Consider the following 24,490-nt stretch of genomic DNA (forward strand, 5'->3'; position numbering starts at 1 on the left):
ATTGTAGGCGCTGTGGCACTTGGCGTCTGGTATGTTCATTTTGCCATCGAAGAGATTCTTTCGACCCCGCACACGTTCGGGAACCTCACAATTACCCCATACGGGCACCGTCAAAACAACCTCCTAGAACATTTCTACGATTCAGTCCACGTTCAACAGGGTGAGTCCTCTTACATGATTCGAGGGCCGCATTTGGACATCACCCCATTCGGTAACAACAGGGGGATTCTCCTCGAAGCAGACGAGGTGTCTGCAAATTTTGTCGCCGACACAACAAGCAAGGACAAAGGACCAAACGCCGCCCCTCCAAAAAAGCTTGAACCCATTGAATTTCCTGACAATATCAGAATACCGTTCCCGGCCAGGGTCCGCCTAGGAAAGCTCGACTTCAACATGGGAGATATGGGTTGGAGCGCCCAAAACATCGATTTGCAAAACGACGATGAAAAGGTTGTCACTTTAAGCGCCGACAGCATCAAGGGCGACTTCATCAAGGATGCCGCAGGATTGCAGCTCGATGTAGACTTCACGAACAAGAATGTCATTGTCAATGGCAAAATCAAGACGCAAAACGACTACATAAATCTGAGCGCCTCGGCCCCCAAAAACGACCTCACCCAGTTAAAGGCTTCGACGAATATAAACGTCAAGGATCCTCTCAAGTGGGTTCCGATGAAGCTTTCGAAAGCGATTCCAGCAATCACGAACCTCAATCTCAACGGCAACGTTTCTACTTCGCTCACCAAAAAATCTCTACAATACAACTTTACGCTTAAAACGCATATCGGTGAATACTGGCCGTTCTTGCCGCTCGACGCTACAATCAAGGTGAACGGCACCCCCAAGCAGACCAATATCGAAACGTTCTTCAAGAACAACGAAGGCGGCACCATCAGTCTCGACGGAACCATCGATGACAAGCTCGACTTTGACTTTTCTGGCGAAATCGCAAACATGAGCGCCATGTACGGCCCGCAAATGATGCCCATGGACATGGATATCCAGTCCATCACCAAATCAGGGGACAACATCGACGCATCCATCGAAACACGCGAAGGCTCCGTCGTCAGGGCTCACGTGAAAACAAAGGACAGCCTCAAAGTATTCTTTGCAGCAAACCTTTCGGCCATGGAACCTTGGGCGCTGGACTGGGTCAGGGGTAACGTCGAAATCGGGAAGAATCCAAAAATCATCGGTTCCTTCCAAAACAACAAATTGCGCGCTTACGTAAAAATTGATTCCATCATCAACGCCTATCACCTGAAGGCAGACTCGCTCCGCATGCAGCTAGTCCTTGACCTCGGACGACGCTTCATTGATTTCCCGAAAGCAACTATATACACACCCAACGAAGAATTTTCCATTACAGGCGATGTAGACTACCACGATCCCACGCTCCGTACATCTTGGCATCTCAAGCAAAAGAACGGAGGTTCTGCATCAACGACGGTACATGTGGGCGACTCACTCATGATCTGGGCAGAAGCGGACCACGCCGAAATTTCGACCATTCCGTTCTCTGACATCGAAATAAGCGACCAATTCAAAGGTTCTGTTACAGGTTCCGTTGCCTACAATCTTGATTCAAGAGTTGGCGAAGCGGAGCTCGATATCGACGGAAACGTGGAACCGTTTATTGTTCACGGGCACACCAAGATTAGGGAAAGTGGCGACACTATCGTCATTGACACCGCTGTCTTTATGCACAACAGCAACAAGGTTGCCATGGAAGCAACGTTTGTGCTCCCGAACGATTCGAACCCAGCCTACAAGCCCACCGCCATGCTCCCCATCCAAATTTTGCACGCATGGGCTTCGGCAGAAGACTTCAACTTGCCGATTCTTTTGGAACCGCTTGGCGACACAACGCTTGCCTCGGGTAGTTTCAATGGTGAAATTTCGTTCGAAGAAGAAAGTGGTTTGCTCGGCAACATCGATTTCAAGAATCTGAAATTCAACAACATTCCCCCAGAGCTCTTGAAGATCCAACAAATGAACGTTTCGGCAAAGAAGAACAAGATTGAACTTCTTACCGACTTCGAAATTTTGAACGGCACATGGACCGGCAATACAAACATTGTCGTCGATGATATTTTCGAACCCACAAGAAAAGTCAAGCTCACTTATTTAAGCCCCAACAGCGGGTATATCAAGAGCGAAGGCATCTTGAACAACGATTTCGATTTCTTGGGCACCATCAATTTGGGAGGCATGTGGCTCATCCCCGAAACGCGTGCTGAAATTGCAAAGACCGACCTCAAGATTGACGTTCAGGCAACGCTCCGCGAAGGTTTGAAAGGCATCAAGGCCCAAATTTGGTCGGACTCTACCATACTCAAGTATTCAACGCTCCCGACAGACTTCCCGCTCCGCGTGAGAGGCGACCTCAAAGACGGCATGCTCGCCATCAACGAGATTTCTACGCAAAACGAATTTGGCGATTTGCTCATTGCCACGTTGCTTTACGATTTGCAACAAATGCGATTGGAAGCCATCGATATCAGTACCGAAAAGTACACGCTTGAAATGGACAGCCATATCATCACCTTGCGAAACGTCACAAGCCACTTGGAAGATTCCGAAGACCAGATGTCCATTGTCACGAACATTCCAACCATTCAATACAAGTTTAATGACGAAACATTTGGTACTGCAAACTTGATTGGCAAGAGCGACATCACGCTCAACATTCCGCACACGCAAGAAAGACAAATCAAGAACAAGAGCGTCAGCGGCAATTTCATTATCGACAAGCTCGTCTATAGAAAAGACCTGGACATCGAAATCACGCCAAGTTCTCTCGACAAACTTTTGTCGCTACTGAACAACGCTATTGCAAACCTGCGCAATAAAGAAAAGACCGAAGCAAAGATTTCTGTTTCGAGCCCCATCGACTTGTCGTTCCATGTCAGCGATTCGCAAAGCGACTCCGTCGAAATCATCACGCCGTTCGCATCATTCCCGCTTACGCTTGACATTTGGGTTCTCGGTACAACAAACAGACCGCTCTTGCGCGGTGATGTTACCAACGCCGACAACGGATTCATTGGCGTGAAAGACATCTACGAATTTGACCTGAACGCATTCAACATCTCTTGGAATGACGTTCCATGGCAACACGGCATCATCGATGTTTCGAGTACGCAGGAACTCCCCTACTGTTCTGAAACAGAAGACAAAGAGAAAGAAACCTGCCCTGTCAACCTAGACATTCAGGGAACGATTACAAACCCGCAACCCATTCCGAGTTCGAACTGCGGAACAGAATCTACGGCTGCCGACACGTACCGCAACATATTCCTGGGATGCGTCGCTACAGAATCCGGCGTTTCCGCCGACTGGAACAAGCTTGCGGGTAAAGCAATCGGTAAGTTCATTTCTTCGACCGCAAACAAGACTTTGGGCGGCGATTACATTGGCGATATCGACATGAAGGTGATGTTGTTCGACAATTCCGGCAACGACAAGGATTCTTCTTACGTCAAGGTTCCGATTTCACTTGACCGCTGGGTGAAAAACTTGAGCCTCATCTTCGGTTATACGCAAGACCAGAGCCAGAGCCCGACATACGACCAGGCTTTGCAATTCGGTGCCAGCTACACGCTCCCTGTATTCCAAGATAAGGAATACTCGCACAAGAACCATTTCTCACCGTCGCTTTCCTTGAACGGTCAAATTGTCAGAAAGCAATACCAGTTCAGCACAGGCGAAGACAACGACAGCCGTATCGAAAAGAACATCGGTGTGAACTACACGTACAAGTTCTGGAATCCCTGCATTTTAGGCATCGGCCATTGCGAAACGGTTCGTCCGCCAAGAGCAATGCTCCAGCCCAACGACCCGAACGCCGTTGATTCGACAAGCACAAAGAACAACGAAATCAAGCCGAACGGAACCAAGCCAACGGAGAAAGCAAAATGATTTTACTGATTTGCGCATTATTGTTTTTTTCGTCGTTTGCGTTTGCTGATAATGATGACAAGAATCCTTGGTCCGTCAACATCAGCGGAAATAAGATTTTCTCGAAATTCCAGCTGAACGAACAGCTCGACATTCCCGATGAATTCGGACAGCTTGATACGATTAAGCAAGACTTTTTGATGCGCCTTTCTTCGGAAAACGTACGAGCGCTTTATTATTCCCGTGGTTATTACAGCCTCGATTTAAAGCTGATTATTCAACGCGAGCAGTTATCGAACGGTTCCATCCAACGCAACTACTACATTTCTGTTAGCGAAGGAGAATGTTACCGATTTAACGAAGCAAAAATTATTTCTGCAAGCGACGATTCTATTCCCATCGACTTGAGCACGCTAAAGATTACAAAGCACCAGTACTACAACCAAGAAGACCTTTCTGAAGATTTGCAGGACATTCAAAAAGCGTACCGCAAACAAGGTAATTTACACGTTTATATTTCATCGGAAGAACTTGTCGATACTACCGCCAAAGTTGTCAATGTAAACATCAATGTCAATCCGGGGCCAAAAGTTTTGATGGGCAACATCGTCACCACGACACAGCGCATCATGAACAAAAACGAGAAAAAGACTGAGCCGGAACAAGGCCTCACCGACACCGCATGGCTTTCTTCTCTTTGGCGAATCAAAAAAGGCGATATCATTGACGGTAACCAGTATTTCAACTTCAAGAGCAAACTTTACTCCACCCAGCTATTTACGCAAGTCAAGCTAAACGACGAACTTCGCGAAGACGGTCTCTCTGACGTTCACTTGGATGTTATCGAACGCGTCCCCGGCGAAGCGAGATACGGCTTTTTCTTCGAAGAAGTTTACGGTTTTGGAGCTTTATTCTACGCCGACCATAAAAACTTCTTTGGGAAGTTCAACGAATTTTCAACGAACTTCCAAATTGCACAAAACAAGCAAGAAATCACGCTCGGCTATGCAAACCCGCTTTTGTTCGGAACTGCATTTACATTCATTCCGACAGCAATCCGCTTTGTAGACCGTCTCTCGTTCAACCATGAAAAAATCACCCCGCCCGCCTACCCCGACAGTGTTGAAGAACGTTACGAAATCATCAACCGCGGCGACTTGACATTCGGCATCACAAACAACATTAAATTCCGTAGTTCCATCGATACGCGATACGTGAACAAAAATCACGATGAACTTTTCAAGCTCAAAGGCGAAATCGGTCTGACTTTCGACTACACCAACGATTACTTCAATCCGACCAAAGGATTCCGCTTTATGCCTACGGTGGGTCTTGGCACAAACTTTAACGTGAAATCAGACAACAGCGGATATTCGGACGACCAAGATGGCCACATTTATACTTATAGCGAAGCTACATTAAACATCTACGTTCCCTTATTCTGGACTCTTTATGGAGCGCTCAGCGGAAGTATCGGTAGCTTTTTCAACAAAGCTATCGAAGACGACGCCCGCATGTTCTATCAAGGCGGTTCCCGTTCTGTACGCGGTTACCGATTCCGCAGCGTTTTCGCAAGCTACACGACAAAAGACACGGTTGCAGTCAAGACCGAAAGTGGCAGCGATTCCTCGGAAGTTAAAGACAACATCCATACAGCTCTAACGCCGATGTATTTCCGCATCAACGAAGAACTTCGTTGGACACTTCCTTGGAAATCGTTAAGAAGCTGGCAAATTGTGCAATTCTTTGACTGGGCCAAAGTTGTAGATATAAAAGACAACACTTACGAAGATGGTCAAGAAGCAAGTATTGGCTTAGGCATACGCTATCAATGGCAATTCCTGACGTTCCGCCTTGATTATGCAATAGTAAAAGGCCTCATGACCAACGAAAACTGTAGTGACAGCGAAAGCACCAACTGCAGAAATCACAAGAAGAAAAAAGGCTTTGATTGGAATAGAATCGCCTTTGACCTTTCGCAGGCATTCTAGTGAATTAAATCTCTATAAATTTTCGATAGAGACGTTTGCACAGAATTAACGTCTGCGGAGATTCCGGCTGCAGCAAGAGCAGCGCGGATTTGTTCAAGCGATACACCTGCGGCATTGATTTTGAACGATGCAACATCAGCACCGATATCGGCGACTCGCCCACTTTTCAAGACGCGACCGCAATCGATAATGGCATAATCCGTAGCCCATTCATCCATTTCTGCAAGCACGTGCGAGCAAACAATTGCAGTTCCGTGAGTTTCTTGGCGCCATTCGTCAAGCAAATGCCAAACAGAATCTCTCGAAATCGGATCAAGATTTGCCACAGGCTCATCGAGAATCAAGAGCTTGGGATTATGCAAAAGCGCGCGGACAATTTGCACTTTTTGGCGGTTCCCAAGCGAAAGCGTTTCCAAGCGCTTATCAAGAGCCGGCAGATTCAATCGATCCGCCAAAAGCTTGCAGCGGTTCAACATATCACCGTTTTCACGCCAAGAATCTTCGCCAAAGCCGTAGAAACCCGTAAAATACTGGAGGTATTCCTTAATGGAAAGTTTCGGATAAACGCCTGGATTTTCTAGCAAGACGCCATATTTTTCGGCATTCAAAAAGCCTTCGGAATTGCACAAAGCATCTTCAATTTTGATAGAACCTTGAAAAGAACCCAAACGCCCACAAAGCAAACGCAATAGAGTCGTTTTTCCGGCACCATTAGGGCCTATCAAGGCAAAAAAAGAACCCTGCGGAATACAAAGCGAAATATTCGACAATGCATCCGATGTTGATTTCGGATAACGAAATGTTACCGAAGAGAGTTCAATCACGCGCAAAAGTCCTTGACTGCTTGAGCAGGATTTTTAATGAGCTTGAGTGCATCCTTGGACTGGCGAACGGCTTCCATCTGCACGTTTTCGCTTGCACGTTGCAAATACTGGATGCAACGCCAATCGGTACGCACTGCAGCAAGTTGCACTTGTTCTGTACGGCGACGAATGCTCACATATTCAAACGCATGGAAATCCTGTTTGACAGCCGCAACAACAACAGCCGCCGTCGGATTTTCGATTTCCTGGATGTACTTCCAGTCACGTTCAACAGCGGCAATAAGCACCTTTTCGCCAGGATTACGGATAAACTTCAACGCATCTTCGCATTGACGAACGGCCTCGGCCCAAAGTTCATCAGAAGCGCCATCGATTTTGCGGACAATTCTCCAGTCCTGCGACACCGCAGCCTTGAGAAGCACCGGATTCGTAATAAACTTGAGCAAATTCGGTTCAGCCTTGAACGAAGCTAGGAACTTAGCCTCGTCCATAGCGTTGAGCGCTTGTTTCAAGGATTCGCACGGGCCGCATTTTACATAAAGAATGGCCTGCTCATTTTTTTCAAAAGCAGCCTTTTGAACCTTTTCTGTCGGATTCTGAATTAAGCTGATTGCGTACCAGTTAAGCCCGATAGCTTCCAATTGTTGTTCTTCGGTGGGGTTCTCAATGTTCTTTATTTCGGTCCAGGACTGCATAAAACCTCGTATTTATGATACAAAGATAGGTTTTATTTTTGAGTAGGAAGTAGAAAGAGGAAAACAGGAAGTTGTTTTTCCGTCTATTCCTTAACGCAGCGAACCGAGAAGGCTAAATTATATGTATCGATAGAATAAGGGGAACGAAGCGCCCAAGAAACGGATTCATTAAATCCTGACACATCAACAGAAAAACACGCATGAGCCCCATTAGCATTTTCACCATCGACCCAATATTCAGCATTTATCCTCACGCCTACGTTGCCATATCCTTTAGGAGCATTACAGAATTCATCGATAAGCACAGAGTTTGTATCTAAACGGAAATGCATTTCACCCGCAGGAACAGCACTAAATCCGAATGTATTGTAGCCTTCTTTATATTCCCAACCTACAGTATCCTTTAAAAAATTTTCAGCATAATCAAAACCACCCAAGTCGTATTTAGCTTGAGCGGCAAGCATCAATAAATGATTAGCCTCTTCTACAGAAGGCAAACGCCAACCAGCAGGACACGCATTTTTCGCCACATTCCAAGGATACAAGCGACCACGGCTATCACACGATGTCGTATCGGCACAATTGCAAAAAGACAACGCATTCGGAACTTCATATTTTAAGTTATCTGCAAACCAAACGGTACCATCAATATCAACAGTCCTATAGACATTGCCATCTCGTTCATCCGTAAACTTACCATACTCGCCAGAATAAGTTGCTGGTTTTTCGGGCTTTATAGAAAAACCTAAAGGAGACGAAGACGTTTGCATTTGGCTTTCATCATCTTTGAGACAACGAACATAAGCCTCATAGGAATTTCCAATTCCATCTGTTTCTAACCCGGCACTGTCAGCACCAATTTTCAAAACGATATTGCCGAACCAATCCCCCCTAGTGGGCGCATTCGACGAAGACCAAAAGCGAATCTGATCTTTTCCTTCGGGAGGCTTAGCTCCAAAGCCGTATGCATCAAGACCATTTTTTCCATCAGGCCAACCACTCGTTGATTTCAGCATCGGTCCCGTAAAAGTTCCTTCTACAAAATTTGTCGCATTGTTTAAACCATTTACAAAAGCACTAAGGACTCTCCATTCATAATAACTCGGTACATGCCAGCCATCAGGACAAATTCCCTGAATCGGTTGTTTAGCAGAGCAATAGTTCCACATTCCATAATCATCGCCCCATATTAAACTATCCAAATAGCACCCCGTAACTGGAGCATTTATCATTTCTTCATAAGTGTAAGTTTCTTTGGAACCATAAGATAAATTTTCGGCCATCCAGACCCAACCGCCAATATCGACTGTTTTATAAACATGCCCATCGCGGGAATCTGTAAACGATTCAAAAGGCCCAGTGTAAGTTTTCTCGGCACGGTCCATCGGTAAATCTAAACCGTAATTTCCATCCCCCTGAATACAACGGACTACATATCCGCTCGCTTCATAAGTTGTCACAGAAGTAAAATACGCAAAAGCATTTTCATAAGACATGTACAACGCTTTGGGTTCATCAGTCAGAATATGCAAATCTTCATGGAGACCAGTTGCATAATCCTTACTATAGGACGGCAAAGCACTGAAGCCAAAACAATCTACCCCGTTTCCAACACCACTCCATCCAGTAGTTGATTTCAGATACTTACCTGCATATCTCGAGCCCCCAGCATAATCAAGCAATGTTTGAACATCATCCGTAGTTGGGATGCGCCAGCCATCAGGGCATAGGCCACGAGCAGGCCGTGCAATAGGGCAATTTTCAAATGTTACACCGTCATAGACAAAATGATTTTTATAAACATACTCCCCGATATATAAAGCAGGACGTTCGCCAGAGCAACCCGCAGCTATTCCCCCAACAGCATCAACCCAGGAATAATAATACTTCGAATCACCCGTATATCTTTCACGATTATACTCCAAGTTTTCCGCCATCCAAACTTGATCCCCAATTTTAACGGTCTTATAAACATGCCCGTCACGAACATCCGTAAATTCACCAAAAATTTTTGTAGAATCGGAGCACACAAATTTCGGATCCTCATCATAAACGACTGGAACCCGCGAACTAGACGTTGTGAAATCAATTTTTCTAGGAGTAGAATCAACAGCTTTAGGGGTTGAATCAATAACCGAAGATGAATTATCTTGGCAAGCCGTAAAAACAAGCAATGCGCCACAAATCACACAAAATCTGAGGCCGGAAATTTTGCAACAAAACAACTTCATGACGTAATCCCCTTTAAACTATCCATTAATATATATTCTAAATAAGATAAAGGAACACAACCAAGTTCATTTTGAAGCAAACGGATTATGATTTTGTTGCATCCGTTGCATAGAACATTCTTTCGTCTAATTTAATCCTTAATGCAACGGACTGAAAAGGCATAGTCCTTTTCGAACCCCCATTGGGCCCCATCTCCATTGTGTTTTTGCAACCCTACATAGCGAGCTTTATACCAATCATGTTCGGTTGCACTCCAAAAAAACGCTTCGGTACAATCTCCATAGAAACTACCAAGAAAATCTCTGTAACCTGCAGGAAGCGCCGAGAAGCCGAATAAATCTGAGCCATTTTCACTGCCACGATTCCAGCCCCATGCAGATTTAAGTTTCGCCCCTATGGAATCGCTCGCCATCGCAAACAAGCTGTTCCATTCACTAGCATCAGGAATATGCCATCCATTAAAGCAAATCCCACGCACCGGATATGTCGGCGAACATTCCTTGTCATAACCGCAGCCTTTGCCATTTTCACTGAATACACCGGCACTATCTATTGCAGTCGACCAAGTATAAAGTCGTCCATACTTAGAGCAATATTTGTCGTTATTGTTATAGCAATAGCTATTTACAGTTTTGTAGTTCAGGTTCTCCGCCATCCAAACCTGATTACCTATTTTCACCGTTTTGTACGTTTGTCCATCGCGCAAATCTTTGAGCGTATTTGTCTCTGCATCATACACACTGCCATCATCAACTTTTTTTGAGGACTCACTTAATAAAGGTTTTACAGAACTGCTTGATTTTGCGGAACTGCTACTAGACTTTTCTTGTTTATTAGATGAAGAAGTTAGAGAGGAACTCATTTCATCACTCGGATTCACAGATGAATCATTTTCGCTGCACGCAGCAAAGAAAAACATCGCGATAGACAAAACAAGTGCATAAGTATTATTCATTCCACAACTCATTACAAATAAACCAAATTTACTTGTTCGCAATATACAAAACAAGCTATAAAAAAAGCAAAAGCCCCCGGCTTTGAACCGAGGGCCAATTTACTTTAGCCTATTTGGTCAAAAAAGGTATTTTAGACACCACAATATACATTGACAGAATGATATAAAAATCCCTACGAGCGTCGTTCTTTTTTTCACCTCTAAACCTTTGATACAACGGACAGAGTGTCCGGTGTCCTTGTGGCCGTAACCCAGGCCTGCAATGTCGTCGTGGTAGCGCAAGTGCATACTGTACGCGATACCATCATCAGTAGAACCCCAGAAGAACGCATAAAGGCCCTCTTCACGGTAAATCCCACCGTTGTCGGACCATTCGCCAGCAGGCAACGCCGTGAACAAGTAGGCATCCGTACCATTGCCGCTTTCCCCTTCATCATCATCCCAGCCGCTAGTGGACTTGAGCATCTTGCCTGCTGTACTAGAACCACCAACAGTAGCAACTAGCTCTTTAAATTCGACCTCTGTCGGCAAATGCCAGCCGCTCGGACAAGCGGTTTTCGCAGCAGCCCAAGTGTAAAGGCGACCGTACTTGGTGCAGTTGGACACGCTATCCTTGTAGCAGTAGGAATTTGCGGTCTCGTAGTTGAGATTTTCCGCCATCCATTCCTGATTGCCGATTTTCACCGTCCTGTAAGTTTGACCATCACGAGAATCAGTCAAGATGCCGCAAAAAGCGTCCGTCGCAAACGACAACGCAAGCAACACAAAGATGGCAAAAGAACGATTCATAGAAAGCCTCATGAATTCTATAATTATACATTTTTTTGGTTGGTTCACCGCCACTTTGGCAATTTTGCGCTTTTTCTATATAAAAAAAGCGACCCGTTTTAACGGGCCGCCAATATTCTGGTCTGGATCCTTCGCTACGCTCAGGATGACGCAACACGCGGAGCGTTTGCCCCGCTACACTTTACTTGTGTGAGCAACAAACGCCTCGTATTAACGAGGCGTGGTTGCGAGAGCGAGGCGAAGACGGAGTCCCCGCCTTGCATAAGAGCCGAGCGGTCTTACTTGTACAGCGGGTGCTTCTTGCAGAGAGCGACGATGTCTTCGCGGATCTTGGCGAGAGCTGCTTCGTCGTCCTTAGCCTGGATAGCGCGGTCGATGATGCGGGCCACTTCGCGGGTGTCTTCTTCGTCGAAGCCACGGGTCGTGATAGCGGCAGTACCAAGACGGACACCAGACGGGTCCATCGGCTTGCGCGGATCGAACGGAATCGTAGAACGGCTGCAAGAGATGCCGACCTTTTCCATAGCGACTTCGGCTTCCTTACCGGAAACGCCCTTAGAAGTCATATCGACAACGATGAGGTGGTTGTCGGTGCCATCGCTGATGACCTTGTAGCCGAGCTTCTGCATTTCGGCGCACATAGCCTGAGCGTTCTTGATAACATTCTTTGCATAGACCTGGAATTCCGGCTGCAAAGCTTCGAGGAATGCAACAGCCTTACCAGCGTTCACGTGGTCGTGCGGACCACCCTGCATACCCGGGAACACGCCCTTGTCGATTTCCTTAGCCAAGGAAACTTCCTTGAGTTCGCCCTTCACGAGCTTCTGGATGGTACGGTCCTTGCACATAATGATAGCAGAACGCGGGCCACGGAGAGTCTTGTGGGTGGTGGTCGTCACGATGTCGAAATACGGCACCGGAGAATCAATAGCCTTACCGGCGATGAGACCTGCAATGTGAGAAATGTCGGCCATGGTGAGGGCGCCGACTTCGTCTGCGATTTCCTTGAAGCGCTTCCAGTCGAGGTTGCGGCTGTAGGCAGAGAAACCAGCGAGAATCATCTTCGGCTTTTCGCGGAGAGCAATTTCGCGAACCTTGTCCATGTCGATGCGGCCAGTTTCCTTATCGACTTCGTACTGCACGAAGTTATAGAGCATACCGGAGAAGTTCACCGGATGGCCGTGAGAAAGGTGTCCACCGTGGTCGAGCTTGAGGCCGAGGACCTTGTCACCCGGTTTGAGAACGGCGAAATAAACAGCAGCGTTAGCCGGAGAACCGGAAAGCGGCTGGATGTTCACGTGGTCGCAACCAAAGAGCTTCTTGCAACGATCGATAGCGAGAGCTTCCATTTCGTCGATAACTTCGTTACCGCCATAGTAGCGCTTGCCAACGTAACCTTCACTATACTTGTTGGTGAGGACGGAACCCATGGCTTCCATCACAGCCTTGGAAGTGTAGTTTTCAGAAGCGATAAGTTCGATACCATATTCCTGGCGTTCGGCTTCCTTCTGGATAATGTTATAGATTTCCGGATCTGTCTGTTGCAATGTAGATTTAAGCATTATAGCTCCTTTAAAGTTCGCGCTGCAAATATAGCTTTTTTAGACGAAAGACGAGAGACGAGAGACGAGAGATTTTTCTTAAAACTAGCGCAAAGTGCAGTCTTTTTATGGAAGGGGGATGTATCCCCCTGGTTCGCACGTTGTTACTCTCCACCCCCTCTACGGGCTTCAAACGCCAGCCCGTAACGCCCGGCTTAGCAAGATTCTACCGGGGACCGGCTTCGTTTTTCACACGAACGGCAAGTTCTGCACCAGCTTCATCAACAGAAACCTTGTAATCGGGCTTATAGCCCTGGGCATCGCCAGCAAGTTCCTCGCCACCACGACCAAACGTATTCGAATCCATGTAGACAAATCCAACCGTTGATTCGTCCAGCGAGCCATCTTCGTTTTTCAGGCGATATCCCCGAACTGGCACATCGTTATTGTAGACATTGCCCTCGATGTAGCAAGCCGCATAATCAGAACATTCCATTCCGGCATCGCCCACGCCGTAAATGAAATTGTTGTAGGCGTGGATTTTACCACGACGAGCAAGCACACCACGAAGTTCCAAATTCGAGAAATAATTGTGGTGCAAAGTCAATGTCTGCGCAGAATCGATGAAAATGTCCGGTTCAAGCCCAAATAAAATGCCGGACTGTGCATTTTCAAAACGGTTCCACGAGAGCGTGACCGCATTCGAGCCTCGCTTGACATCAACCAAGATTAGCGGATACTCTTCAAACGTGCAATGGTCCACCCAGACATGGTGCGTGCGGTTATGAATCGAGAGAGCGCGACGGCTTGTTGTATCATGAGCTGTTATCGCAGGCGCCGTAAAAGTCAAGTTTTCAAAAATAAGATTGGACGATTCATTTGTCAAAACCCCCATGCCCGTAATGCGAATATCACGCCCACGACCATCCACAGTTTTATCAGACTTTATGCGCAATGGCGAACGCAAATTGTACGTTCCATCTTTTTCAAAGAGAATCCAGACTGGAGTATCCTTCTCGGCGCATTCACGGAAAGAGCCCTGGGACAAGGCGACCTTAGTTCCGTAATTTCCCAACGAATCCACCTTTGAAGAGTCGACAACATCAATTAAATCTTCAGTTGTCGTGACAATGCAAACTTCGCCTTCCACTTTCTCAATTTTTCCCGTGCTGTCGGTTTTTCCAGTAGCACCAAGCGTTCCAACTGCATAGCCTTGAATTTGTTTGAGCAAGGCTTCATGAGCACTCCAGTCGCTCTCGGGATATTCTGTTGCTGTTGCGATTTCAGGCTTTACGACCTTGATGTCCGAAGCCACATCGGAGCCGTCAACAAATAAAGTATCACCTGCATTGGACTGCACTAACGTCGAATGAACTTCATCAGGGTCACCAATTTGCACATCGAAACTCCCCTGCGGAAGCGAGTCAATTACAAAATGTCCTGTACTATCAGGAACAACATAACGGTCAAGACCCGCCACGCGGACAACAGGCGATTCACCAAGGACTACATAGCCTTCAATAGACGTTAGTTCGCCCAACTTGATGGTATCAACCTTGGAATCGGCCTTGGCATCAAGCGCTATAGAATGCACTGCACCCGAGGCATCTGTTTCGCTCACATTGCGAGCTTCAATGGTGTAGCGACCTTTGCGGACTTCGAACAAAACGTGCCCATCCTCATTGGTTTCGTTCCAAGTTTGTTCCGCAGGGCCGCTAGAAAGGTAGTCATCAGGCAAAATGCGGACGCGCGCCATCGAAGCGGGCGTTCCATCCGCCATTTGTATGTACAAAGCAATTGTCGATTCGGCTTCTGTTCCACCGGCAACTTTATTGTCACCACAAGCAGCAAGGAATACAGCCAATGCACCGAATAAAACGTATGCACGCATTCGAGCAACCATCATCCATTCCTTTTTCATGATTGCCTCCCTTGAACTTCGGCAGGTTTGCGTGACTCATCCACAATTTCACGAGACGCACCCTCGCCCGAAGATTGTTGCATTTCAGCACCGCGAATACGGCGTTTGCGCCCGCGCCTTTGCGGCGGCGGATACGGGTCCGAAAGCGGGAAAAGCTGCATGCCCAGTTGGAAAACGCGATTCGGCTTTTGGCAAGCCCCAACCTTCGCTAAGACCTCTCGACGGAACCGGCGAACCATTTCCACAAGTTCTTTATAAGTCGTTTCATCACAACCAAACGCAAGCGTCGAAAGATTGCGCTCACTACGATCAAAACGGTCCATAGCCGTCTGCGCCACGTCCAGATTCTGTTGAATGTAAGCGTTCACCGCCGTATTGTACGATTCAAAACCACTTGAAACCAAGCCTTGCGTTTGTTCATAAAAGCCAGTCGTCTCGTTTTTCTTAATCATTGAAAGGCGTTCCAAAAGCGCAATCGAAGACTTGACCTGACTTGCAGAAATCGGCGGACGCACCATGAGCCCCAAGGCTGCATCGTCACCCACATACGGATAAAACGTCACCAGTTCACGAACAACGGCGTGGTACCAGTGGTCAAAATATTCAAACTGGTCCTTTGCCAAGTTTTCGACCTTGCATTCCTTAGAAGCCACAAGCTTTTCTAAGAACAGGCGACTTTCGGTATGCGTTTTCGCCTGGTTAAAAGCGACCATGTCAGCAAAGTACGCTTTTTCGCGTTCATCACTGCAAAAGATAGACGCAAAGACCTCGACAATGCGGTCGGTCAAATTGCGCTTGCCTTGCAAAATCTTATTGAACATCGATGAATCAAAACCTGCTTTATCGGCGATATAACGATGGCTAAAACGCCAATCACTCGCATGGCGTTCTTCGTATGCGTCCTTCAAAAATTCGCGATAATTCAGATATTCAAAGATGTTGATCATGTTTTAGTAGGCTGTTAGAAGTAGACAGTAGGCAGAAACTGCATAACTTAATATACATTATTGTCCACAGTTTTGCAAATTTAAAGTCCACATTATTTTGTAAAAAAACGATTTTTCGCGAAAAAAATTTTAAGAGGCGTTTTTTACGGGAAAAAGAGCGTTTTTCGTTCATATTTCCCGCAAAATCACAAACAAATTCGCCAAATTTTACAATATCGCCACTACAAACAAAAACAAAAAAGGACTTTTTATCTTTAAAAAGCCCTTTTCAGTTCGATTTTTGCAGAGACACGCCCTAAATTTGCGCCATCGTTACATACAACATTAAAATTTCACGTGAAAAGCGATAGAATTTCTCGATTTTTCACGTAAATTTCGGCATTATTTTTGTTTTCCGCTTCTAGCAGACTTTTTAATAGCGGAAGTAGTTGCCTTTGGGCAAGTTTCGCAAGTCCGACTGGTCACGCACATTCTGCACCTTCTGGCCAAGCGCATTGACCGTGATACCGCTAGCTCGCGGCTTAGTCACAATTTTTTTCGAAGCAACCGAAACAGGTCCCTGCTGTTTTTCGCGGACAGCCTTGCAACCCGTACGGTAAACGTCCTTCATGTCAAAGGCAATCATGTCCACATTCGGGCCGCCATCAGCTGTCGCCGACTGCAGAACCACCTTGAAATCCAAGGCATCCACCCAGACATTGTCGATATAGACCGTGTCCCATTTGTCCCAGCTGCCTGTCGGCGGAAACACAACATCGTAAGTGCCGTTATCGACTGTAACTTTCATATCGCGGTTTGCATTCCCCGCAAACGAATAGCGGATCATCACACGGGCATGTTCTGCCGACTGGTCCGACGTTACCATGTACGTAGCCTTGCTGTAAGCGGAATTATCAAGATTGAAGAATCCACCGCCGGTATAGCTTTCATGGTTCTTTTCGGTCCAGCCATCACCAAATTCTGGTTCAGCCATATCAATCACAGAGGGCCAAGCATCCGTTCCGGCATCAAGCGAGCACAGAGCTTCGTCAAGTTCCTTGACTTCCACTTCACCGCTTGAACTGCTCGAACCGCCACCAGGACCTTCTTCGTAAGAATCTTCCGAAGCATGAGAAATCGGCGTGCAAGCGGCACCGCCCTTGAACATCGCCGTGTACGTGATGTCGCGAGCCTTCGTCTTGAAGCCGTAATAAATCATGTCCTTCGAGAGCTCGTTGCAGTCATCATCGACCCACTTTTCAAACGTCTGGCCATTCGGTGTCACGCGGAGCGTCATCGGGGAACCCGCCGGGAAATACTGCGTCTGCGTAATGAGGCCGTTGTAATTCGAGAGGTTCGTCTTGACCTTGATGGTATAGCGCTTCTTAATCGCCGACACAAGCGTCGTAAGAGCAGTCTTAGCTTCGGCAGAAAGGTTCGTGTTGGACTTGAGATTATCTGCAAGTTCTTCGCAAATCATCTGAGCGTGCCCCATGGAACCCATTTCCTGGAAATGTGTTGTTCCGTCATTCACGCCATCCGGGAAATTAGGATATTCGCCCTTTTCAAGCTTTTTATAAAGATAACGGGTCACATAATCCGCCATTCCTTTATACGTATTATTATACGTGTTGTACGATTTCATGTTCAAATCGACAAACGGAATCTTGTTGTTCTTGGCGACAGTCTGCATCATGCCACGGGCATCGTAGTTGTTGCTTCCCGTCGAGAACACGTTGCGGCTACCGTTCAAGTTCATCGGCGAAACGAGAATGACATTTGCGCCCTTCGCCTTACCCGCATCTACATACTTCTGGATGTAGCCTGAAAATTGCGATGGTTCCACATAGCGGGCAGCCTTGCTGTAGTCACGGTCGTTGTGTCCGAACTGCACAAAGAGGTAATCGCCCTTTTGGAGTTTACCCTTGACTTCGTCAAGACGGCCTTCTTCGATAAACGTTCTGGAGCTGCGACCGCCAATAGCGTAATTGTTCACTTTGACACGAGAGGCATCAAAGAAGTAGCCGAGAACTTGGCCCCAGCCGGTTTGCGGATAAACGTTATCCTTATAAGTCTGGACTGTAGAATCGCCCACCACGTAAATCGAAAAACTCGTGGAATCGCTCACGGCAACACCCGTGAACACAGCAGCAGCAAGGAGATACTTTAGTATAGGTTTCATAATACGGTTCCTCCCCCCCATTGCTATTTCACCTTCGCCCATGTTGTAGCGTAATTGGTTTTACCTTGGCGAACCATCACTCGGTAGAGGCCATTTGCACGCACGATAGAAGACAAATCCATCACGCCAGCCGAGGCGACCTTACGCACCACCATGCGACCGCTCATATCGAATACGCTTACTTCGGCACGATCCGTCAGCGAGAGCAAATCACCGCGAAGTTTCAAGCCAGCTTCGGTTTTAACAGTTTGCAATTTCGTTGTTTGGCAATCGACACCCACGCGACAAACGCCATCCAAGCTAAAGCCAAACGCATCAAGGTTCGGAGCACCATCAGACGTAATCGACATGAACTTGAGTTCTGCTTCGCCCTGCGGCACGTCCAAAACAACATAAGCAGTATCCCACTTGTCCCAGCCACCTGTTGGAGGAGCACTCAGATAGTAGTCATGGTCAAGATAAGCGTTGAACATGCGGTCTGAGGAGCCGCCATTGGCGTAGCGAACCGCAAGCGTCACGTAACCTGCGCCAGGGAACTTCATATTGAAAGCGGCAAACGAAGCGTTCGTGTTATCCAAGTTGTAGTAACCATCGCCCGTAAATCCGGACCATTCGTCTTGAGTCCAACCGATTCCGGCATCATCCGGTTTAGCGGCATCAAAGAACTTCTTGATGTTCTTATCCACCTTGAGAGTTATATCTTTCGGGCCATCAATCGGCGTAAACGGTTCGAACGTCACGTCATCAAGACTCTTCGGAGTCGTGGTCGGGAAAGCGGTCAAAGCCTTGCCATCGCCTTCGTACTTCTGAGCGGTACCGCCTTCGTAAACTGCAGTGTACTGCGTCGAGGCATCACCCATGACAAACGTATGGATATACGGAGACTTCACATTGGAACGGCTCGGAGCTCCAACCTTGTTGCCTTTACCATCATACCAACCGAGGAACTTCTTGCCGGACTTCGGGATGGTCTTAAGCATCACGGTCATGCCCTTCGGGTAGTAAGCGCTAATGGATGTCGCTTCGGCAGCGCCTTCCGGGCTCACCTTGACGTCAACCTGATACATGGGGGCCATGTAGTCGCCAAGCTTTTTCACAATCGGGTCCTTGTGGGCGCGCATCTGTTCGGTGATGATACGGCCAAAAGCGTTTGCACCGTTCATCTGCAGATGCACAGCGTCCGTTTGGTCGCCGCCAAGATTGCTGTATTCAGACTTGCTCGCATAATTGAAGACATACTGTTCAGCATAGCGTTCACCCACAGAAATCATGTAGTTCGCGACCATTTCGCTCATGTCGATAAACGGCACGTTGAGCTCTTCGGAAAGCTTTTGGTTCAGCGCCGGATAGCCACGATAGCTGTTATGAATCTGCGTCGGAGAATCGTAATACTTACGACGAATCGGACTCATAATAATCGGATAAGCGCCTTTCGCACGGACATCGCTCACAAGCTTTTTCATATTGGAGGCAAAGAATTCCTCTGTACTGTAGTTCACGTCGTTGATGCCGAACTGGACAACCACATAGTCGCCTGCCTGGAGTTTATCCGCAATGCAGTTGCCCGCACTGCAGCCTTTCCTAAAGAACATATCGTAGTAGCCGACTGCGGTATTGCCCTTTTTGTCTTTACCACCGCCACCAAGCGACATGCCTCCCTGGCCACGATTCACCACCACAGCCTTGTTCACATCGAACCAGTAATGAAAATCCTGGCCCTGTCCCTGCTTGGGGTAATAACCTTCGGCCCAATCTTGCATGGTGGAGTCACCACACATATAAATAGTGACCTTAGCCATCGCAATCGGTGCGGCCAACATAGAAGCCGTAACAACTCCTTGCCAAACTTTGCTAAACATTCCCATTTTCAAACCCCTTACTTCAAAGCGTTGTGCTTGGATTTCGAGATTACATGGCCATTCAGCTTCACGACCATCATGTAGGCACCACGCGGGAGCATTTCACGATCAAACATGACCTTAGACGTTCCGGCAGTTACGTTGCGGGAAATTCCGCTAACAAGCTTACCCGTCATATCGTAAGCGTAAATTTCTGCAAGCCCGGCTTCACGAGTCTTGAGAATTCCCGTCACCGGATTGTAGACATTCGGCATAAACATCTGCGGAGCAATCGACACAGGCTTATCGAGAACCTGCGTTCCGTCATAAAGTTCTACACCATCGATACCAAACGTGAACATATCAACATTCGGGCCACCATCGCTTGTCATCGACGTAAGCTTGAGCGTATTGACGCCAGCCTTCAGCTTCACATCTACAGAGGCCTCTTTATACGTTGTCCATCCTGTAGCCGGGAAACTAACCGTACCTGCCGACTTGCCATTCACGCTAACAGCCATGCTACGATCAGCATTTCCACCATTGGCGTAACGGATTGTCAAAGTCGTCTTAGCCTCGGTCTTCGAGAAGATTTCCCAAACACCATAGCTAGAAAGTGTGTTATCAAAATTGAAGTAACCGTTCTTGAGGAACCCTTCGTTTGTTTTTTCGGTCCACCCCACACCATCCTTCGGCGTAGAAGCATCGAGCATAGACAAACCGTCGTTCACAACCGGAGTCGTATCGACCGGCACTACGACATTTTCACCGACCACGTAAATATCCGGCTGCTTGAGAGATTTCGCCATATCGGGCAAGAAGTATCCCGGATGCGGTGGCTGGTTGTAAGCTGTATTTTCGGAAGCGACTGCCGTGCGGTAGGTGGCATCGTGCATCAGCGTATAAAGGCGATACGGAGATGTCACCGGAGTAGAGACAATGTACATCGTGGTCGGGTCCTTTTCGCTACGCACCACCAGTTCTTCGCGCCAGTCGCCGAAGAGATCTGCCACGAGGCTCGGCGTATTCTTGGTGCCATTGCAACCCGTCACGCCAAGCGCGGCAGGGCCATCAAAGTAAACTTCTGCCTTGATATCCTTAGAATTGAACTTGGTCACGTAGGCGCCATCCAAGAGTTCATCCTGCAGGTCACCGTCAAAATAAATGCGGAAATTCTGCGAAACAGCCGGAGAACCGATTTTTTCGTGCTTTACGGTAAACATTCCACCGCCCTTCGCAGACCACATTTCGTAACCGCGATGGGTCGAATCTACGTCAGCAGCCATGCCACGGCCGTTGTCTACGCCAGGGTTCGGCTGAGGCGTTCCCCAGATAATCGTGCCATCGTTTGCACGAAGTTCATCGGTATATTTGGCATCCTTGTGTTCGTGTACGTCCCAGGATTCAAGCCCCGGACGGTCCGGATCCATATCGGCAATATGGTGGGCATCGCCATGACCAAGGCCAGTGCGGTAACGCAGGGTGCCATCGTGATTCAAGGCTGCGGCACCGAAAAACACTTCATCATAACCATCGCCATCGAGGTCAGCCGCCTGAAGACTGTGGTTACCCTGTTCATAAAGACCCATGCCAGGATCTTCGGACTTATGCAACCAGCGGAGTTTCAAGTCTTTTCCATCAAAATCGTAAGCAGCTACATACGCAGAGCTATAGTAACCACGGGCAAAAATGGCACTCGGATGTACGCCATCCAGATAACCCGTCGCCGCCAAGTAGCGTTCGCAGCGGTTGCCGTAGTTGTCCCCCCACTTGCCTTTAGCCTGCGGAGAAGAATGGCTCAAGATGTTTCGGCTGGGTGTATATTCGATTGTCGTAATAGCAGCACCATCAGTGCCACGGAACACCGTCAGATATTCAGGCCCCTTGAGGATAATTCCGTTACCATCGCGATAATCCGCAGACTTGTCACCAATCACCTTGCCAGTTCCGTCGATTGTTCCATCGGCAGTCTTCACAATCATTTCGGCCTTGCCGTCGCCATCGTAGTCAAATACCTGGAACTGCGTGTAGTGTGCACCGGCACGAATATTCTTGCCGAGGTCGATACGCCACAAGCGCTTGCCGTCGAGCTTGTAAGCATCGATAAACACCGTGCCCGTGTAACCCGTTTGCGAGTTATCGTGAGCATTGCTCGGATCCCACTTCAAAATCAATTCATATTCGCCGTCACCATCAAGGTCGGCTGCACTCATGTCGTTCGGAGTGTACGTGCAAGTTTCGCCATTCGGCATTTTCTGACTTGCAGGAACTTCTAGTTTAATCGCCTTATACGGGAAAGATTTACCGCTGTTCGAAACCGTTTTATCTAAAACGAGCGACAAACCAACCTGAGATTGCTCCTTGCCATCGACAACGGCAGCCACCGTGTACTTGGAGGTAGCGGTGCCAGCAGCATCAAGGTAGCTCGTGCCGGCAGACTTGCCAATCGAGGCAAGTTTCTTGCCATCGCGATAGAGAACGAATTCCGTCGTTGGGTCATCGGTGCCAAGCAAGCGCCAGCTGACAAGCATACCCTTGCCCACATTTGATGCGACTAGGCCGCGCGTCAAGTTTTCCATTTGACGCGGTGCGGCAAAAGACGGAACAGACAAGCCCGCAGCCAACAACGAACTTGCCAAAATAGCTTTGATATTACGGTTATATCCCATATACAACGCTCCTAACGGTATAAAAACCAAACTCTTGTTTCTTTCAAATATAATCTCTTTTAAATAAAAAGTCCACATTTTTTAGTATATTTTAATCTTTCAATCCGCAATTCACCGAAAAAAGTCCACAAACTTATTTTATTAATTGTCCACATTAATAGACCTATTCCAAGGAAATTTTGACCACCAAAGTACGTTTTTTCGTAAAAAATTGAATGGATGGGCATTATAGGGGCTCGTAAGTCATTCCTTTAACTATATTTAACGGCGAGTATGCCGCATTGGTGGGAAAATTTTTCGTGGGAATGGTTGTTCGATAACATCGCAGCCCGGTCCCCCACATTTGTGAAAGTCATGATTGTCACGGGTAAGTCGTTCCTGTATTATCACGGAATGACTCGTGCGGCGTCTTTGACCTATACGACGCTAGTGGCAGTCGTCCCCCTGCTTATCATGCTCACATCTATTTCGCTTGCAGTTGGGTTCGGTAATTTCATTTCGGACTACCTCCCCATCGTCATCGAAATGCTCAATTTGGACTGGCCGACCGAGCAAATTATGGATCTTGTGGAAAATGCCGAGCATATTCCCATCAGAAAGCTCGGGTTTATCGGTGCCGGTGGTCTTTTTGTCACGTTCATCCTCGCATTTGGGAGCCTCGAAACGAACTTCAACGTAGTCTGGGAGAACAAGACTTCAAGAACATTGGTGCGCCAAATTAAGGTTTACACGCCGTTTTTGCTCATCGGAGCGATTGTCGTCGGGATGTTCGCCGGGTTCGTGAACCACGTGCAAAACGTACTCTCAGTTATTATTGTCGACGGTTTCCATTTTTCGCCAGAAGTCATCAAGGCAATCATTACGGCATTCTGGTATTCCGCGTTCCACATTGCGGTCCTCCTCGTCATTTTCATTATGCTTTACTTGCTGCCCGCACGCCCCGCAGGACACAAGCCCTACACCCGCAAAAAACTGTTCCTGGCATCGATGCTTTCGACCTTGATTTCTTGGCTGGCCATCAATATTTACGTGAAAATTTTGATGCTCATCCAAACCGCGATGGTCACGCGCATGTCCATTTTCTATGGATCGTTAGCTTTTATTCCACTATTCCTCTTCTTGCTCTTTGGCGTTTGGTCTATCATTTTGTGCGGCAACAGTCTCGTGTGGACAATTTGCCACTGGCCAGCAGTCAGCACAAAGAGCTGGAGATGGGAAGGTCAATCGGAGGATTTATAATGAAAACAAAACTTTTGACATCACTCCTTATGGCACTCACGCTCGCCGTAAGTTCCCACGCAGAACTCCAAGGCTCCAAGGATTACGAACCGGGCAAGGTCGAATCGTCTGAATGGAGCGCACTTTTGGGCGTTAGTGGCGGCAACTCCCTGATTGCTCGCGACGGCACCATTTTCATGAACCTCCGCGTCGGTGTCGTGTTGAACCCGCACATTAGCCTGGGCGCATACTTTTCCACCATCCTCAGCGACGTGAAAAACCCGAAGGTTCGCCACCCGCAAATGCTCGACTACCATTCTTACGGCATTTTCGCTGAACCGGTCGTTTTCCGCAATGGACTTTTCTCTATTTCGCTCCCGGTGAGCATCGGTGGCGGCAGCGTGAATTTCTTGAACAAGGGCGACGAAGACGGCTTCAAGTCTGACGACGCTTTCTTTACCTCTGACTTTTCGGCACAGTTCAACTTCCGCGTAACCAAATTGCTTGAAGTTTCTGTTGGCGGCGGCTACAGGCTGTTTGCAGGCATCGAAGAAAACAACCTCAAGAACAAGGATTTCCGCACGCCGTTCGGCGAACTGAGATTCACGTTTAAGGAATTTTAGCTCAGAACAGGAATGCGCGCCGCATCCGCAATCGGAGCTGCGCGAGGATTCCTTGCCTCTGTCATCCTGAGTGAAGTGCGAAGCACGAAATCGAAGGATCTAGTGAAATTAGAAACGCCCGGCAGAAGTGAACTGCACGGGCTTTTCGTTTTTTAGAGGCTAGTGGACTCCTACGGAGTCCCTCGC

General features: G+C 47.6%; 15 protein-coding genes. 4 read left to right on the plus strand and 11 right to left on the minus strand.

The genetic code is table 11. From position 1 onward, the window contains the following. The first annotated feature begins 12 nt into the window (after positions 1 to 12). Together BUQ91_RS07430 and BUQ91_RS07435 are read left to right on the plus strand one after the other, a co-directional pair. Positions 13 to 3,921 carry a translocation/assembly module TamB domain-containing protein gene (locus tag BUQ91_RS07430; RefSeq protein WP_254842279.1) on the plus strand — a complete coding sequence of 1,303 codons (3,909 nt, stop codon included), beginning with the start codon at positions 13 to 15 and terminating at the stop codon, positions 3,919 to 3,921. Further along, complete coding sequence (locus BUQ91_RS07435) at positions 3,918 to 5,891, plus strand: BamA/TamA family outer membrane protein (protein WP_074208724.1); 1,974 nt, start codon at positions 3,918 to 3,920, stop codon at positions 5,889 to 5,891. Before BUQ91_RS07430 ends, BUQ91_RS07435 begins: the two co-directional genes overlap by 4 nt. Here the strand turns inward: BUQ91_RS07435 and BUQ91_RS07440 are convergent. From BUQ91_RS07440 to BUQ91_RS07490, 11 genes are all read right to left on the minus strand, one after another. Further along, complete coding sequence (locus tag BUQ91_RS07440) at positions 5,888 to 6,715, minus strand: ABC transporter ATP-binding protein (protein WP_074208952.1); 828 nt, start codon at positions 6,713 to 6,715, stop codon at positions 5,888 to 5,890. The two genes, BUQ91_RS07435 and BUQ91_RS07440, sit on opposite strands and share 4 nt — an antisense overlap. Then, positions 6,712 to 7,410, minus strand: a complete 699-nt coding sequence (locus BUQ91_RS07445) for a hypothetical protein (protein WP_074208725.1) — start codon at positions 7,408 to 7,410, stop codon at positions 6,712 to 6,714. Before BUQ91_RS07445 ends, BUQ91_RS07440 begins: the two co-directional genes overlap by 4 nt. An 83-nt stretch (positions 7,411 to 7,493) precedes the next feature. After that, positions 7,494 to 9,641 carry an FISUMP domain-containing protein gene (locus BUQ91_RS07450; RefSeq protein WP_074208726.1) on the minus strand — a complete coding sequence of 716 codons (2,148 nt, stop codon included), beginning with the start codon at positions 9,639 to 9,641 and terminating at the stop codon, positions 7,494 to 7,496. Between the two features lie 131 nt (positions 9,642 to 9,772). Then, positions 9,773 to 10,597 carry a fibrobacter succinogenes major paralogous domain-containing protein gene (locus BUQ91_RS07455; RefSeq protein WP_074208727.1) on the minus strand — a complete coding sequence of 275 codons (825 nt, stop codon included), beginning with the start codon at positions 10,595 to 10,597 and terminating at the stop codon, positions 9,773 to 9,775. Between the two features lie 117 nt (positions 10,598 to 10,714). Continuing rightward, a complete protein-coding gene (locus BUQ91_RS07460) occupies positions 10,715 to 11,386 on the minus strand; it encodes a fibrobacter succinogenes major paralogous domain-containing protein (RefSeq protein WP_074208728.1) in 672 nt (223 codons plus the stop codon). A 278-nt stretch (positions 11,387 to 11,664) separates the two neighbouring features. Continuing rightward, positions 11,665 to 12,948, minus strand: coding sequence for a serine hydroxymethyltransferase (glyA, locus tag BUQ91_RS07465; RefSeq protein ID WP_074208729.1), 1,284 nt, complete (start codon positions 12,946 to 12,948; stop codon positions 11,665 to 11,667). Positions 12,949 to 13,153: 205 nt separating this feature from the next. Further along, positions 13,154 to 14,848, minus strand: a complete 1,695-nt coding sequence (locus tag BUQ91_RS07470; RefSeq protein ID WP_074208730.1) for a pectate lyase family protein — start codon at positions 14,846 to 14,848, stop codon at positions 13,154 to 13,156. Then, on the minus strand, positions 14,845 to 15,795 hold the full coding sequence (locus BUQ91_RS07475; protein ID WP_254842280.1) for a TIGR02147 family protein: 951 nt from the start codon (positions 15,793 to 15,795) through the stop codon (positions 14,845 to 14,847). The genes BUQ91_RS07470 and BUQ91_RS07475 overlap by 4 nt, the downstream gene beginning before the upstream one ends. Before the next feature lie 412 nt (positions 15,796 to 16,207). Further along, entirely contained in the window at positions 16,208 to 17,956 is a 1,749-nt protein-coding gene (locus BUQ91_RS07480) for a GDSL-type esterase/lipase family protein (RefSeq protein ID WP_074208731.1), read from the minus strand. Between the two features lie 23 nt (positions 17,957 to 17,979). Further along, entirely contained in the window at positions 17,980 to 19,821 is a 1,842-nt protein-coding gene (locus BUQ91_RS07485; RefSeq protein WP_074208732.1) for a GDSL-type esterase/lipase family protein, read from the minus strand. 11 nt (positions 19,822 to 19,832) lie between these two features. After that, a complete protein-coding gene (locus BUQ91_RS07490) occupies positions 19,833 to 22,463 on the minus strand; it encodes a rhamnogalacturonan lyase family protein (protein ID WP_074208733.1) in 2,631 nt (876 codons plus the stop codon). A gap of 273 nt (positions 22,464 to 22,736) precedes the next feature. Between BUQ91_RS07490 and BUQ91_RS07495 the strand changes: the two genes are divergently transcribed. Beyond that, positions 22,737 to 23,702: a YihY/virulence factor BrkB family protein gene (locus tag BUQ91_RS07495; protein ID WP_074208734.1), complete on the plus strand. Its 966-nt coding sequence runs from the start codon at positions 22,737 to 22,739 to the stop codon at positions 23,700 to 23,702. Continuing rightward, positions 23,702 to 24,304, plus strand: coding sequence for a hypothetical protein (locus BUQ91_RS07500; protein WP_074208735.1), 603 nt, complete (start codon positions 23,702 to 23,704; stop codon positions 24,302 to 24,304). Before BUQ91_RS07495 ends, BUQ91_RS07500 begins: the two co-directional genes overlap by 1 nt. Positions 24,305 to 24,490: the final 186 nt, after the last annotated feature.

It is taken from the genome of Fibrobacter sp. UWB11 (assembly GCF_900143015.1).
Lineage (GTDB): Bacteria > Fibrobacterota > Fibrobacteria > Fibrobacterales > Fibrobacteraceae > Fibrobacter.